General features: G+C 63.0%; 13 protein-coding genes and 1 pseudogene. 9 read left to right on the top strand and 5 right to left on the bottom strand.

Annotated features, from left to right (window positions below; genetic code table 11):
* Positions 1-64 precede the first annotated feature (64 nt).
* Positions 65-2386, top strand: coding sequence for a penicillin-binding protein 1B (mrcB, locus tag CAK78_RS07750; RefSeq protein WP_094696912.1), 2322 nt, complete (start codon positions 65-67; stop codon positions 2384-2386).
* Between the two features lie 42 nt (positions 2387-2428).
* Positions 2429-2827 (top strand): SMU1112c/YaeR family gloxylase I-like metalloprotein, encoded by a 399-nt coding sequence (gene gloA2, locus CAK78_RS07745; protein WP_094696911.1) that lies wholly within the window; start codon positions 2429-2431, stop codon positions 2825-2827.
* An 89-nt stretch (positions 2828-2916) separates the two neighbouring features.
* Here gloA2 and CAK78_RS07740 read toward each other — a convergent pair whose 3' ends face one another.
* The gene (locus CAK78_RS07740; protein WP_017766311.1) at positions 2917-3237 is read right to left on the bottom strand and encodes an SMR family transporter; all 321 of its coding nucleotides are present in this window, start codon (positions 3235-3237) and stop codon (positions 2917-2919) included.
* Positions 3225-3623 carry an SMR family transporter gene (locus CAK78_RS07735; protein WP_094696910.1) on the bottom strand — a complete coding sequence of 133 codons (399 nt, stop codon included), beginning with the start codon at positions 3621-3623 and terminating at the stop codon, positions 3225-3227. Before CAK78_RS07735 ends, CAK78_RS07740 begins: the two co-directional genes overlap by 13 nt.
* A gap of 156 nt (positions 3624-3779) precedes the next feature.
* Between CAK78_RS07735 and CAK78_RS07730 the strand changes: the two genes are divergently transcribed.
* Together CAK78_RS07730 and CAK78_RS07725 are read left to right on the top strand one after the other, a co-directional pair.
* The gene (locus CAK78_RS07730) at positions 3780-4661 is read left to right on the top strand and encodes a LysR family transcriptional regulator (protein ID WP_094696909.1); all 882 of its coding nucleotides are present in this window, start codon (positions 3780-3782) and stop codon (positions 4659-4661) included.
* Positions 4662-4772: 111 nt separating this feature from the next.
* Positions 4773-6353 (top strand): response regulator, encoded by a 1581-nt coding sequence (locus CAK78_RS07725; RefSeq protein WP_094696908.1) that lies wholly within the window; start codon positions 4773-4775, stop codon positions 6351-6353.
* 65 nt (positions 6354-6418) lie between these two features.
* On the opposite strand, the gene CAK78_RS07720 is transcribed toward CAK78_RS07725, so the two are convergent.
* Positions 6419-6946 carry a DUF2937 family protein gene (locus CAK78_RS07720; protein WP_176452717.1) on the bottom strand — a complete coding sequence of 176 codons (528 nt, stop codon included), beginning with the start codon at positions 6944-6946 and terminating at the stop codon, positions 6419-6421.
* A gap of 211 nt (positions 6947-7157) precedes the next feature.
* On the opposite strand from CAK78_RS07720, the gene CAK78_RS07715 reads away from it, so the two are divergent.
* Together CAK78_RS07715 and CAK78_RS07710 are read left to right on the top strand one after the other, a co-directional pair.
* Positions 7158-7880: a phosphatase PAP2 family protein gene (locus tag CAK78_RS07715; RefSeq protein ID WP_094696907.1), complete on the top strand. Its 723-nt coding sequence runs from the start codon at positions 7158-7160 to the stop codon at positions 7878-7880.
* Between the two features lie 257 nt (positions 7881-8137).
* Positions 8138-9049, top strand: coding sequence for a sulfite exporter TauE/SafE family protein (locus tag CAK78_RS07710; protein WP_094696906.1), 912 nt, complete (start codon positions 8138-8140; stop codon positions 9047-9049).
* 60 nt (positions 9050-9109) lie between these two features.
* On the opposite strand, the pseudogene CAK78_RS07705 reads toward CAK78_RS07710, so the two are convergent.
* A pseudogene (locus CAK78_RS07705) lies at positions 9110-9924 on the bottom strand (hypothetical protein).
* Between the two features lie 200 nt (positions 9925-10124).
* Positions 10125-11411: a glutamate-1-semialdehyde 2,1-aminomutase gene (gene hemL / locus CAK78_RS07700; protein WP_094696905.1), complete on the bottom strand. Its 1287-nt coding sequence runs from the start codon at positions 11409-11411 to the stop codon at positions 10125-10127.
* Positions 11412-11635: 224 nt separating this feature from the next.
* Between hemL and clcA the strand changes: the two genes are divergently transcribed.
* From clcA to erpA, 3 genes are all read left to right on the top strand, one after another.
* Positions 11636-13030, top strand: a complete 1395-nt coding sequence (clcA, locus tag CAK78_RS07695) for a H(+)/Cl(-) exchange transporter ClcA (RefSeq protein WP_094696904.1) — start codon at positions 11636-11638, stop codon at positions 13028-13030.
* An 86-nt stretch (positions 13031-13116) separates the two neighbouring features.
* Entirely contained in the window at positions 13117-13812 is a 696-nt protein-coding gene (locus CAK78_RS07690; RefSeq protein ID WP_094696903.1) for a DUF6776 family protein, read from the top strand.
* A 90-nt stretch (positions 13813-13902) separates the two neighbouring features.
* Entirely contained in the window at positions 13903-14253 is a 351-nt protein-coding gene (gene erpA / locus CAK78_RS07685; protein ID WP_005304404.1) for an iron-sulfur cluster insertion protein ErpA, read from the top strand.
* Positions 14254-14621 lie beyond the last annotated feature (368 nt).

Genomic DNA, 14621 nt, shown 5'->3' with positions numbered 1-14621 from the left:
GCCAAGTCTGATCGGACGTTCGCGAACGCGACATAACAAGTAGAAAGGAAAGCAAAGAGGATTTATGGCAACGCAACGACGCAAGCGCACCCCCAAGAAGGCGGCGCCCAAACGCACCATCTGGCGCACGCTGTTCTGGCTGGGCTTCAAGCTCTCCCTGGTGGGAGCGGCCTTCATGGTGGTGTTTGGCATCTACCTGGATACCAAGGTGCGTGAACGCTTCGACGGCGAGAAGTGGCAGTTGCCAGTGATGGTCTACAGCCGGCCGCTGGAGCTCTATCCCAGCCAGCGCCTCTCCCAGACCCAGATGCTGCGCGAGCTCAACATGCTGAGCTACAAGCAGGTGCGCCAGCCCCACTCCCCGGGCGAGTATGCGGTGAGCGGCAATCGCATCGAGCTGGTGCGCCGGCCGTTTGCCTTCCATGACGGGGCCGATGCCGCCCGCGGCCTGCGCCTCACCTTCAACGGTGCGCGGCTGGAAGGGATCCAGTCGCTGGAGAACCAGCGTCAACTCGGTTATGCCCAGATGGACCCTGTGCTGCTCGATCGCCTCAACACCGAGGATCGGGAGGATCGGCTGCTGGTGCGCCTCGCCGAGGTGCCGGACAGCCTGCTGGTGACCTTGCTCACCACCGAGGATCGGGACTTCTACCAGCACGGCGGCGTCTCCCCGGTGGCCATCATGCGCGCCATGGCGGCCAACCTGCTTGCGGGGCGCACCGTGCAGGGCGGCAGTACCCTGACCCAGCAGCTGGCCAAGAACTTCTTCCTGACCCGGGAACGCAGCCTGTGGCGCAAGGCGCAGGAAGCCTACATGGCGGTGCTGATCGACTATCGCTACAGCAAGGACGAGATCCTGGAGGCCTACCTCAACGAGGTCTATCTGGGGCAGAACTTCTCCCAGGGGGTCTATGGCTTCGGGCTCGCCTCCTACTTCTACTTCGGTATTCCGGTCAACGAGCTGGACATCGATCAGGTGGCCCTGTTGGTGGGCATGGTGAAGGGCCCCTCCTATTACGATCCCTGGCGCTTCCCGGAGCGGGCCAAGGCGCGCCGTGATCTGGTGCTCAAGCTGCTGATGGATCACGGCAGTCTGACCCAGGCTGAATACACCCTGGCCAGCAAGCAGCCGCTCGGCATCATTACCCGCGGCCAGATGAGCTATGGCCGCACCCCGGCCTTCATGGGGCTGCTCAAGCGGGAGATCCAGAGCCGCTTCGGCCCGGATCTGCTCAAGCAGTCCGGCCTCAAGATCTTCACCAGTCTGGATCCCATCGCCCAGCACGCCGCCGAGCAGGCGGTGGAGTCGGGTCTGGCCACCATCGAGAAGCAGCGTGGCAAGAAGAAGCTGGAAGCGGCCATGGTGGTCTCCGACTGGCACAAGGGCGAGGTGGTGGCCATGGTGGGGGGCCGGGATCCGCGCTACGCCGGCTTCAACCGGGCGCTGGATGCCCGCCGCCAGATAGGCTCCCTGGTCAAGCCCGCGGTCTACCTGACCGGCCTCTCCAACGGCCTGACCCTGGGCACGCCGCTCAAGGATCAGCCGATCCGCATTCGTGGCAAGGATGGCCAGATCTGGACCCCGCAAAACTACGACCGCAAGTTCCGCCAGAGCGTGCCGCTGATGGATGCGCTGGCCAGCTCCCTCAACGTGCCGACCGTCAACCTGGGTCTGCAGGTGGGGCTGGACAAGGTGGTGGACACCCTGCACAAGCTGGGGGTGGAGCAGGAGATCCTGCCCTATCCGTCGCTGGTGCTGGGGGCGGTGGCGCTCTCGCCGATGGAGGTGAACCAGATGTACCTGCCCATCGCCAACCAGGGGCTGACCCAGCCGCTGTCGGCGATCCGGGCCGTGGTCAACAGCGACGGCAGCAAGCTCTATCAGCACGACGAAGCGGCCAAGCGGGTGACTGACGAGCAGGCCAGCTGGCTGACCCTGTTCGCCATGACCAAGACGGTGAGCCAGGGCACGGCGCGGGCGCTCGGTGCCAAGTTCCCCGGCGCCACCATGGCGGCCAAGACGGGCACCACCAACGAGCTGCGCGACTCCTGGTTCACCGGCCTCGACAACAACGAGCTGGTCAGCATCTGGGTCGGTCGCGACGACAACACCCCGGCCGGCCTGACCGGCGCCAGCGGCGCCTTGCAGCTGTTCAGCGGCTACATGAGCCAGCGCGGGGTCAACAGCCTGGCCATGAACATGCCGCAGGGGGTGAGCTGGGCCAGCTTCTCCCGCGCCAGCGGCGCCCGGGTTGCCAGCGACTGCCCCGGCAGTCTGCAGGTGCCGGCCAAGCTGGCCGGGTTGGCCGAGCCCATGAGCTGTGCCAGCCCTGTTTCCAGCCCGGTCAATGCGCTGGACAACTGGTTCAACGGTTTCTTCAACTGACCGCGGCGGGCAGCCCTGGCTGCCCGTCTGCCAGGAGTGCTCATGTCACATCCCCTGTTCGATGCCATCCACCACGTGGCCATCATCGCCAGCGACTATGCGCGCTCGCGCCACTTCTACCACCAGGTGCTGGGGCTGCCCATCATCGCTGAGAGGCTGCGGGCCGAACGCCAGTCGTGGAAGCTGGATCTGGCGCTGCCGGACGGCAGCCAGCTGGAGCTGTTCAGCTTTCCGGCGCCGCCGCCGCGCCCCTCCCGGCCGGAGGCGTGCGGTTTGCGCCACCTGGCCTTTCGGGTCGCGGATCTCGACCGGGTCATCGCCCATCTGCAGGGCCATGGCGTCGAGGTGGAGCCGGTGCGGGTGGACGAGCTGACTGGCCGCCGTTTTACCTTCTTCACCGACCCCGACGGCCTGCCGCTGGAGCTTTACGAAGCCTGGTGACGAGACGCTCGCCGTCATGAAGCCATGCCAAAAAACAAGCAGCCGCCCGGTGTACCGGGCGGCTGCTTTTCATGGATGCAATCTCGGGATCAGGCGGTGGTGAGCAGGGTGACCGCGACGGCCATCACCAGCATGCCGACCCAGCCGATGGGCTTGAGCCGCTCGCCAAACAGCAGCAGGCCGCCGAGGGCGGTGCCCAGGATGCCGATGGCGCCCCAGGTGGCGTAGGCAACGGCCAGATCGATCTGGCCGGTGCTGACCGCTTCCGACAGCAGGGTGAAGGCACACAGCACCAGCAGGATGCCGAGGAATCCCCACCCCTTGTGACGAAAACCGACCGAACGGTTGATCGCCATGTTGGCGCCGATATCCAGCAAGGCCGCGCCCAGTACTATCATCAGCGGGTGCATACGGCCTCCTCGTTGGCACGGGGTGTGCGAGCGGCCGGTTCATCGTGGCGCTCGCCCATCGTCACCAGAACAATCCCCACTATGGCCAGCGCCAGTCCGATCAACTCCTGAGCATTCAGCTGGTAGTCGAGGAACAGCACGGAGACGACGGTGATCAGCGCGATCCCCAGCCCCTCCCAGAGCGCGAAGGCAATGCCAATGGAGATTGTTTTGGCGGCTTTGGCCAACAACAGGTAGGAGAAGGAGATGAGCAGCCACATGGGCAGGTAGTTGAGCCAGCCGGCTTCGTTCTCCGGGATCATGGCCATGCTGGAGGTGCCGGCGACCTCGGTCAGGATGGCGCACGTCAGGAAGATGCGGGCCAGGAGCATGCGATTGAATAACATAAAATGTCCTTTTGTTGCTGCGACGGGGCCATGATAGTCGCAGCATGGCGGGAGGCTGGAATCGCTGAGCGTCGACAATTCAGATGCTGACGGTTTGCCTTGGCAGAAGCGGGCGAGGTAAGGTGAACATCGGATACCCAGCTCTCGACCCGGATCATGAAGCTCTACCAGATACAACTCTTTGTGGAATCAGCCAGTAGCGGCTCCATCGCCAACACGGCGCGCCGGCTTGGCAAGAGTCGCAGTGCGGTCAGTACGGCGATAGCGGCACTGGAGGTGGAGCTTGGCGTCGAACTTTTTGAACGAGGGGCCAACCAGAGTCGGTTGACCGAGATTGGCGAGCAGGTGCTGGACGACTGCAAGCGGCTGCTGCAGGCGGCCAACAGCCTCAAGCTCAAGTGCGAACATTACGCCTCCGGCGCCGAGGTGGCGCTGCGGGTGGCGCGGGACGATGCCATTCCCGAGGCGGTATGGCGGGAGATGCTGGGCCAGCTGCGTCACCGGTTTCCCGGCACCAGCATCTCGCTGGTGCTGGCCTCGCCGCCCGAGCTGCCCGCCCTGGTGGAGGAGGGGTTTGTCGACGCCGCCTTCGGCCTCATCACCGAGGAGCAGGAGCGCAGCGGCCTCAACATCGAGGTGCTCAACCCGATCCGCACCCTGATGGTGGTGGCGCCGAGCCACCCGCTGGCCAGCCTGACACGGGTACTGCAGCAGGATCTGACCGGCCACACCCAGGTCACCCTCTCCTACGTGGATGAATTCTCGGTCAAGAGCCTGCTGCCCATCGGCGGCCACCACATCGGGTTGTCGAGCTTCGAGCTGATGCGCGATGCGGTGCTCGACGGCCTCGGCTGGGCCGTGCTGCCGTCGCCGCTGATCCAGAGTCAGCTGCGCCAAGGCTCCCTGATCACCCTCAAGCACAAGTTCAGCCTGCAGTGGCGGGACTACGGCGTCTATCTGTCGGAAAATGCCTACCACGGCAGGGTGTTGGCCTGGCTGCGCAAGGCGATCCAGGCCTATCTCGAACCGTTCGAGTGAGTCATCTGCTCATGGATGGTGGCAGGCGGATCGCGCGAGGCTTGTGATCCATCGCGGCCTGATGGTACATACTGTCTGTACCCTCATGCAGCGCCTGGAGGCGTGAACGATATGAGCAGTGCCCAAGACAAGGACGAGATCTGGCTGGATGACGACATCATCGAGCTGGATGACGATGAGGCCGTGGTGACCAGGATGGCCAACCCCTGGCAGGTGCTGATCGTCGATGACGAACCGGATATTCATCATGCCACCCGGCTGGCACTCTCCAACATTCAGTACAAATCCCGCCCGCTGGCCCTGCTCAACGCCTACAGCGGTGCCGAGGCGGCCAGCATGCTGCAGGCCAACCCGCGCATCGCCCTGATCCTGCTCGACGTGGTGATGGAGACCGAGGACGCCGGCCTGCGGCTGGTGCACCAGATCCGCAACGAGATGAAGAACGGCCTGGTCCGCATCGTGCTGCGCACCGGCCAGCCGGGGCAGGCCCCCGAGCAGCGGGTGATCCTCGATTACGACATCAACGACTACAAGACCAAGACCGAGCTGACGGTGCAGAAGCTCTACACCACCGTCATCGCCTCCCTGCGCTCCTACGAGACCCTCTGCGCCATCGACAAGAGCCGGCAGGGGCTCGGCAAGATACTGGAGGGGGCGGGGGATCTCTATCACCTGCATTCGCTGCGGGAGTTTGCCTCCGGGGTGCTCAAGCAGATCAGCGCCATTCTCGACGTGGGCACCGAGGGGGCCATCTGCGCCGAGCGCCGACCCGGCTCGCAGGAGCTGGAGATCCTGGCCGCTACCGGCGACTATGAATCCCTGCTGAGCGACGTGCCGCTCACTACCTTCCCGGCCCTGCACGACTCTGTGATGAGTGCGCTGGCCAATCGTTGCAACCGCTTCGAGCATCCCCAGGATGCGCTCTACATCGCCGCCCAGAACGGGCGCGAATTCGTGCTCAACTTCACCCCTACCCAGCCCCTCGACCCGCTCGAGTGCGATCTGCTGGACGTGTTTTGCCAGCGCATCTCGGCGGCATACGACAACCTCTATCTCTACAACCAGCTGCTGCGCGCCCAGGAGGCCACCGTGGTGGCGCTGGCGGCGCTGGCGGAGTTTCGCGATTCGGATACTGGCGATCACGTGCTGCGGGTGCAGAAGCTCTCCGACGCCATCGTGGCCGAACTGCAACAGGCGGGGGCCTATCCCGACGAGCTGACCCCCGGCTTCGTCGACATGATCGGCATGGCCAGTATACTGCACGACGTGGGCAAGGTGGGCACGCCGGACCACATCCTGCACAAGCCGGGCCGATTCGAGCCGGATGAGCGGGCCATCATGGAGCAGCACGCGGACATAGGCGCCAGCATATTGCACAAGGCGGGGGAGATGGTGGAGGGAACCAGCTATCTGTCGCTGGGGGCCGAGATCGCCCGCGGCCACCATGAACACTTCGATGGCAAGGGTTACCCGGAGCAACTGGCTGGCGAGCAGATCCCGCTGTCGGCCCGCATCGTGGCGGTGGTCGACGTGTTCGACGCCCTGCTCAGCAAGCGCCCCTACAAGGAGCCCTGGTCGCTGGCTCAGACCATGGAGTACATCATGTCGCGCTCAGGCAGCCAGTTCGATCCGGAAGTGGTGAAGGCGCTCAACCGGCTGGTCAGCGAATCGCGCTTGCCCTACGAGCTGTAGGGGAGAGCAAGAGACAGCAAGGGGGCCGCGAGCCCCCTTGTTGTTGGCGGGGTCTGGCTGAGGGATCAGCGCTGGCCGTAGCGTACTCTCGGCTGGCGCTGGCGAAACGGCAGCAGCAGGAGGCCGAGCAGCAGATCGCCGACAAGGGCCGCGAGCAAGCCCGCCGCCATGCCGCAGACGATGGCGGCCTGCTTGAGCGGTACCACGTAGCTGTAGTTTTGCAGGGTATCTTGCCAGAGCTGGGGCTCGGCGCGCAGCAGCAGGTGGGAGAGCTGCCGGTACCAGGGGGCGCTCTTGTAGACGCTCTCCTGCTGCAGGGTCTGACGCTGGCTGACCAGCAGCTGCAGGCTGGCCGCATCCCTGGCGAAGACCGGGTCCGGGTTGGTTCGGTAGTGGTTGACCAGGGCCGTCAGATCACCGTCGAAGTGCTGATCCGCCGTCTCCTGAAAGGGGGCCAGGCTGAGGCTGGCCTGTTGCAGACGGGCATCCAGCCGCTGGTAGTAGAGGTCGATCAGACCCGGGATCTGCACACCGGCCAGCAGGCCAAGGGCAAACAACATCATCCTGAGGTAGCTGCGCATATTGCTGTTCATCTCGCGAAAGGGAAGAGTTCCATACTAGCCGCAAGGCCGGGGACGGCCAAGCCCGCCATCTGGATCGGAACATTCCAGAAAGGGCTTAAACGAAACCTGTGCTGCCGCGCTGTTTTCCCCATGAACTTTGCTTCCTCCCTCATTTGTGTGATTCACGTCACGCTTCTTATGCTCTAAAATACGGCCCCATTTTTCGGGGAGGAGAGTTCGTATGCGCAAATTTATACCCTGTTATCTGTTGGGTGGTCTCATCGCCGTCAGCTGGGCCGCTCTGCCCGATCACGGTCCCTGGGATCAGTGGGATCTCGTCGTCTTCCATCTGGTCAATGGCTGGCTGGGTCAGGCCCAATGGTGGGCCGATCTGGTGGCGGTGACCAACAACCGGTTGTTCGATCTGGCCGTGCTTTCCTGCATGGGGCTTATCCTCTCCCGCTGCTTCTGGCGTGAGGACGAGCAGGGGCGCCGCCGGTTGGTGGCCATGGGGATCGTCATGCTGCTGGGGGCCCTGGTGATCAACCAGTTTGGCCATCTGCTGCCGGTCAGTCGACCCAGCCCGACCCTGATGGTAGCGGATGCGCTGCGGGTCACCCAGCTCAGCGAAATCCCGACCAAGGACTCCTCCAGCGACAGCTTCCCCGGCGATCACGCCCTGTTCCTGATGATCTTCGCCGGTTTTGCCCTGCGCTATCTGCCGCGCTGGGCAGGGGTGACGGCGCTGCTGATGGTGCCGTTGTTCTCGGCGCCCCGCATCCTCTCCGGTGCCCACTGGCTGACGGATGTCTATGTCGGCGCCCTCTCCTTGACCCTGCTCTGTCTGCCGCTGTTGCTGTCGACCGGGCTGTCGGATGCGCTGATCGGCTGGATCGCCCGGCGGCTGCCCCGCTTGCCGGGCTGGCAGTGGCTGGCGGGTAAAACACCGGCGAGTCAGCAATAAAAAAAGAAGGTCGGTGCATACCGGCCTTCTTTTTGGCTACTTCCCGCCGGTGACTGTGGTCGTCGCGAAATGACCATGACTACCACCGGCGGCCCCAGGCCTGCTGGCCCTCATAGAGAAGTATTAGCAGATTCGTTCGGGCTTGCCGAACAAGAGTTTCTCCAAGGAATCGTTTGTAAGGGATGAATGCTTGATCAGGGCCAAGATTTTTTATTTTTGCTGCCTTAGAATCGCCGCCCGTTGCTGGAGAACTCTGTATGTTAATTAATCTTTTGCGCCTGATATTCATCATCTGTGCGCTGGCTTTCATCTTCATGCTGGTACGGGCCTGGTGGCACAAGCGGCAACAGGGAGCGCTGGAGTCGACTCCCTTCTGGCCGGTGGCGGCCATCGGTTTTGTCGCCAATTTTCTCGATACCCTGGGGGTCGGCAGCTTCGCGGTGAAGACCGCCTGCTACAAGCAGTTCAAGCTGATCGACGATCGACTGCTGCCGGGCACCCTCAACGGCCAGTGCGTGTTGCCGACGGTCACCCAGTCGCTGATCTTCATCGGCGCCGTGCAGGTGGATCCGCTCACCCTCATCGGCATGATGGTGGCCGCCGCTGCCGCCGCTGCCGGGGCGGCCTGGGGGGCCCGCCACGTCGCCTCGTTCGATCGCCAGACCATCCGGCTGGTGATGGCGGTCTCCCTGCTGGTAGTGGCCGGCCTCATCTTCGCGGGCCTGCTGGGGCTGTTCCCCCTCGGTGGCGATGCCATGGGGCTGACCGGTTACAAGCTCGGGATCGCGCTCGCCGGCAACTTCATCTTCGGCGTGCTGATGAACGTGGGCATCGGCCTGTTCGCCCCCTGCATGACCCTGGTCTATCTGCTTGGCATGAATCCGCTAGCGGCCTTCCCCATAATGATGGGCTCCACTGCCGTGCTCAGCGTCTTCTCGGCGGGCACCTTCATCCGCAAGGGTGCCTTCGATGCCAAGGCGGTGCTGGCGGTGGCCATCTTCGGTCCGGTTGGCGTGGTGCTGGCGGCCATGCTGGTCAAGTCCATGGACATGGCGATGCTCAAATGGCTGGTGGCCTTCATTGTCATCTATACCTCCTGGACCATGTACGCCTCCTGGCGGGCGGCGCGGCGGGCGCCACAACCCCGGCTGGCAGGCGTCACTGGTTAGCCAGGACGGCGCGTGTGGGTGCTGGCCGTAGAGTATTGAAGTGATTGCAAGCCTTTGGCGTTATCTATACCTCCTAGACCATGCCCGCTTCTTGGCGGGCGGCGCGGCGGACGCCACAACCCCGGCTGGCAGAGGTCGCAGGCTGGCCTGCACCAGTGCCGCCTCGCCCTGGCCCCCAGAAACACATAGAGCCCGAGGGCCAGCAGCAGTCCCACGGCGCACCCCATCACCCCCACCGCCGGCCAGAGCAGCTCGCTCTGGCCGAGCGAACCCTTGAACAGCAACAAGAGCCCCTCGATGGAGACCGCGATCAAAATGGCGGCGATGAAGCGGGTAATTGTGCGGCGAATGGCGCTGTGGCGAAAGATGTCTTTATGCAGCAGCACCTCCTCTTCCAGAATGGTCTTGCCCAAGTCGAATACCGCCAGCGCCAGGGTCAGAAAGATGATGGCGCTGAAGGCTCCCAGCCGGTTCTGCTGCGCCCCGCACAGCAGCAGGTAGAGCTGCTCCAGCCCGTACCAGATAAGCGTCGCGACGATCAGAAACAGTGCCAGACTCAGCACCACATAGACCCCCTTGAACCAGGGCATGGCCCGGCGCCGCTCCCTGTCCCCCATCAGCCAGGCGATAAGCTGGTTCAGGCAGAGGGTCAGTTCACGGCCATGACCTCTCACTATCAGATGCAAACGGGCTTGCGGCGCCGGCATGGGTGGCAGGATCCCGAGCGGTTCCCGGCTGGGCGCCTGATGCAGGATAAAGGGATAATCCTTGAGTGAATCGGGTGGCGCCGTCAGCAGCCCCAGCAGCAGAGGGGCCAGTTCGGCTTCGTACTCCTGATAGCGTCGCAGCACATCGATGGGGCTCATTTCCGCCATACCTACCTCGCTCACAAGGGGATGTTCTTGCTGACGGCTGCAAATTGTGGGCCTGCTTTATGACAACGACTGTGGCGGGGGTTGCACCGTTTGGTGACAAATCACTGTTGCCGACGGGCAGATTGCACCGGCAGCGGGCATGGGGAGGGGAGAATGAAAAAGGGCCCGCGAAGGGCCCTTGTGCGACAGATGGCGACGGCTTAGCCGGCCAGCTTGGCGAAGCTGCGCTCGGCGGCGGCCAGGGTGTGTTCGATCTCCTTGTCGCCGTGGGCCAGCGACAGGAAGCCGGCCTCGTAGGCGCTCGGCGCCAGATAGACACCCTCTTCCAGCATCAGATGGTAGAAGCGTTTGAAGCGATCCATGTCGCAGCGGGTCACCTGCTCGTAGCGGGTGATCTCGGTCTCATCGGTAAAGAAGAAGCCGAACATGCCGCCCACGTAGTTGATGGCGAGCGGGATGCCGTGCTTGGCGGCGGCGGCTTTGAGCCCTTCGGCGACCCGGGCGGTCTTGGCGCTCAGCTGCTCATAGAGGCCCGGCTCCAGCAGCAGATCCAGCATGGTGAGGCCGGCGGCCATGGCCACCGGGTTGCCGGAGAGAGTGCCGGCCTGATAGACGGGGCCGGTCGGGGCGATATGCTGCATCACCTTCTTCTTGCCGCCGAAGGCGCCGACCGGCATGCCGGCACCGATGATCTTGCCGAGGGTGGTGAGATCCGGGTCGATGTTGTAGTGGCCCTGGGCGCCACGCAGGGAGACACGGAAGCCGGTCATCACCTCGTCCAGGATCAGCAGGGCGCCAAACTCGTCACAGATGGCGCGCAGCCCTTCCAGGAAGCCGGGTACCGGCGGGATGCAGTTCATGTTGCCGGCCACCGGCTCGACGATGATGCAGGCGATCTCGCTACCGTACTGGCTGAAGGCCTCGCGCACCGACTCCAGATCGTTGAACACGCAGGTGAGGGTGTGCTTGGCAAAGTCGGCAGGCACGCCCGGGCTGTTGGGCTGACCCAGGGTGAGGGCGCCGGAACCGGCCTTGACCAGCAGGGAGTCGGCGTGGCCGTGGTAGCAGCCTTCGAATTTGACGATCTTGTCGCGGCCGGTGTAGCCGCGGGCCAGCCGGATGGCGCTCATGGTCGCCTCGGTGCCGGAGTTGACCATCCGCACCTGCTCCATGGAGGGGACGATCTGGCGTACCTTCTCGGCCATCAGCACTTCGATCTCGGTGGGGGCGCCGTAGCTCAGCCCTTTCTCGACAGCCTTGATGACGGCGGCCTTGATGGCCGGGTGGTTGTGACCCAGCAGCATGGGGCCCCAGGAGCCGATGTAATCCACGTAGGCCTGGCCGTCCACGTCATAGAGGTAGGCGCCATCGGCGTGATCGATGAAGCGGGGTGTGCCGCCGACCCCATTGAAGGCGCGGACCGGTGAGTTGACGCCGCCCGGAATGGTCTGGCGGGCCTGTTCAAACAGCTGATCTGATTTTGACATGGATCATCCTTAATGGGATTTTGGTCGTCACACAGGTGCAGGTGGCCGATTGCGGCTCGGCAGTCGGGGGGAGCTGGAGTATGCTTGCGCTCTTGACTCCCTGGCCAAGGACTGCCCCGTGTTAAATGAAACGGGCCGACTATAGCAGAAAGGCCCGGTGCTGGGCAGCCGGGCAGCAGGCTGGATGTCGTCACCTCCGTCAGCAAACGAATGTGGTTTTTTTCATGTCGCAACAAGCTCTCTCCTCCTCCGAACCGCTCTCGCCTCCCCGTGGCCCCGTCCTGCGGCGGATCATTCATCAAGACAAGATGCCTCTGCTGGTGCTGCTGTTGGCGGCACTGGTCGGTACCCTGGCCGGGTTGGTCTGTGGACTGTTTGAGTCCGGCGTTCACTGGCTGGCGCAGCAGCGCATTGATCTGCTGGCCGATCGCCCCTGGTGGCAGCTCGGTCTGCTCGGCTTCGGTTTCAGCGCCCTGCTGGGGATGATAGGTTATTTCCTGACCCACACCTTTGCGCCGGAGGCCGGGGGCTCCGGCATTCCCGAGATCGAGGGCGCCATGGACGAGTTGCGGCCGGTGCGCTGGTGGCGGGTGTTGCCGGTCAAGTTCTTCGGTGGCATCTGTACCCTGAGCTCCGGCATGGTGCTGGGGCGGGAGGGGCCCTCGGTACAGATCGGCGGCAACCTCGGCAAGATGGTGGCGGATATCTTCCGGCTGCCCAAGGAGTATGGCCACGCCTTGCTGGCGGCCGGTGCGGCCGGCGGTCTGGCCGCCGCCTTCAATGCGCCGCTGGCAGGGATCCTGTTCGTGATGGAGGAGATGCGCCCGCAGTTTCGCTACTCCTTTCTGGCCATCAAGGCGGTGGGCATTTCCGCCATCATGGCGACCCTGATGCTGCAGAACATGAAGGGGCAGGGGGCGGTGATCAGCTTGCCTCACTACGATGCGCCGGCCCTCAAGGCGCTCTGGTTGTTCCTCTTCATGGGGGCCACTTTCGGCGTGCTGGGGTTTGTCTTCAACAAGCTGGTGCTGGCCTGCCAGGATGGTTATCTGGCACTGCATCAAAACAAGCGTCATCGCTTCGTGGCCATCGGCATGCTGGTGGCAGGCACCTTCGGCGTACTGTCACTGTTCACCCCGGCGGTGACCGGCGGTGGCACCGAACTTATCCCTCACCTGATGGGCGGAGAGTATGCGATGGCCACCCTGTTCCTCATCTTTTCCATCCGGTTGGTGGCCACTCTGATCTGTTTCTGCTCCGGCGCGCCGGGTGGGGTATTTGCGCCGACCCTGGCCCTTGGCACCCTGTTCGGAGTGGTGTTCGGTCACCTGTTCCACTCGGCCTTCCCCGAACTTGGCATCGAACCGGGTGCCTTTGCCATCGCCGGTATGGGGGCGCTGTTTGCCGCCACCGTACGTGCACCCATCACCGGCATAGTGCTGGTGACCGAGATGACCGACAACTATCAGCTGATCCTGCCCATGATGATCACCACGGTCGGTGCGACCCTGGTGGCCCAGTGGTTGGGAGGCCGCCCCATCTATTCCCAGATCCTGGAGCGAACTTTACGGCTCGCGGCGCGTCAAAAGCGGGGAGAAAGCGGCGCCAGTGCCGGTTAACTCTTTGTCTGCCGGCCTGAATCTGCTTGTGTCGCGTATAGTGAAGGGAGCGTGGCCGCAGTATGCGCAGTAACAAAAGAGGCCTTATGTCCCAGATAATGAAGTGGTTGGCAGTGCTGATGGTGGGGGCGCTCATCGGCTATTTCGTCGGTAATCGCCAGGAGCTGGCTCAGAGCAGCCTGTTGACGGTTCAGCAGGAGACGCTGGAGCGCCAGGCCAAGGCCATCGGCCAGCTCAAGAGCGAGCTTGGCATCAAGGAGACCCTGCTGGCTACCCAAAAGGCAGCATTCGAGCAGTTGCAACAGGGGCTCAAGGATCAGGAAGCCCAGGTGCAGGAGCAGAAGCGCCAGCTGGCTTTCTTCGAGCGGATCATGCGTCCCACCGGCGAGCAGGTGGGAGTGGTGATCGACAACCTCACCCTGCAGGAGACCAGCATTCCAGGTCGCTATCACTATCGGCTGGCGCTGACCCAGCCCGCCAAGAAGCGCGAGCTGTTTCGCGGTCAGGTACAGATAAAGGTGGAAGGAAGCCAGGGTGACAAGCCCAGAACCCTCGGCAGCCGTGAGCTGGGCATGAAGGTGGGGGAGGGGCGCTATGCGCTGCGTTACTTCCAGCTGCTGGAAGGCAACTGGCAGTTGCCGGAAGGCTTTGTACCGGACCGGGTGCGGATCACCATCGGCAAGGATGGTCGGCAACCGGCCCAGGAGCTGTTGGCCGAATGGGGCGAGGTGATCAAGCCGCTGGTGGTTGCTCCACCGGCACCTGTGCCGGCCGCACAGTAAGAAGCTTGGTGAATACTTGAACTGAATGGTCGGGTATTGGATAATTTCGCGGTTTCCATGTTTGTGGATTTAACGGTTGTGAGGTCAGTAATGAGTGCAGTAGCAGAAGCCCCGTTGCCCATCCAGATGACGGATGCGGCAGCCAACAAGGTGAAGACCCTGATCACCGAAGAAGAAAATCCCGAGCTCAAGCTGCGGGTGTACATCACGGGCGGTGGCTGCTCCGGTTTCCAGTATGGTTTCACCTTCGATGAGAAGATCAACGAAGGGGATACCGTGGTCGAGAAGAGCGGGGTCACCATGGTGATCGATCCCATGAGCTTGCAATATCTGGTTGGTGGCAGTGTGGATTACACCGAAGGTCTGGAAGGCTCCCGCTTCACCGTGACCAACCCTAATGCCACCACCACCTGTGGCTGTGGTTCCAGCTTCTCTATCTGATCTATAGAGATACCCCGTGATATCGAAGGGCCCCATGGGGTCCTTTTCGTTTCTGCATCTGTGCCGTCTTGGCATGTCTGTAGTGGGATGGTCATACCAGGCGGTAACGCTAAATAGCCAGGGGGGCTCTTTTGGATCATTGCTGGGGTAATTTTCATCCGGATTGGTGGTTAGTTAAACAGCTGAACGTCTTTTTCAAAAAAACACGGAGTTTTCGCTTGTCAGCGAGAATCATATCCCTATAATGCGCCTCCATCAGCACGGCGCAGTGCGCGTCTGGTCCACCTTGCAAAGCAAGCTGGTTGGGGTTATAGTTTCAGACCCTGCTCTTTAACAATTTGAATCAAGCAATCTGTGTGGGCACTCAC

Source organism: Aeromonas sp. A35_P, assembly GCF_002259925.1.
Lineage (GTDB): Bacteria > Pseudomonadota > Gammaproteobacteria > Enterobacterales > Aeromonadaceae > Aeromonas > Aeromonas dhakensis.
Note: the sequence above shows the minus strand (reverse complement) of the source record. Positions and strands in the feature narration are given on the sequence as shown.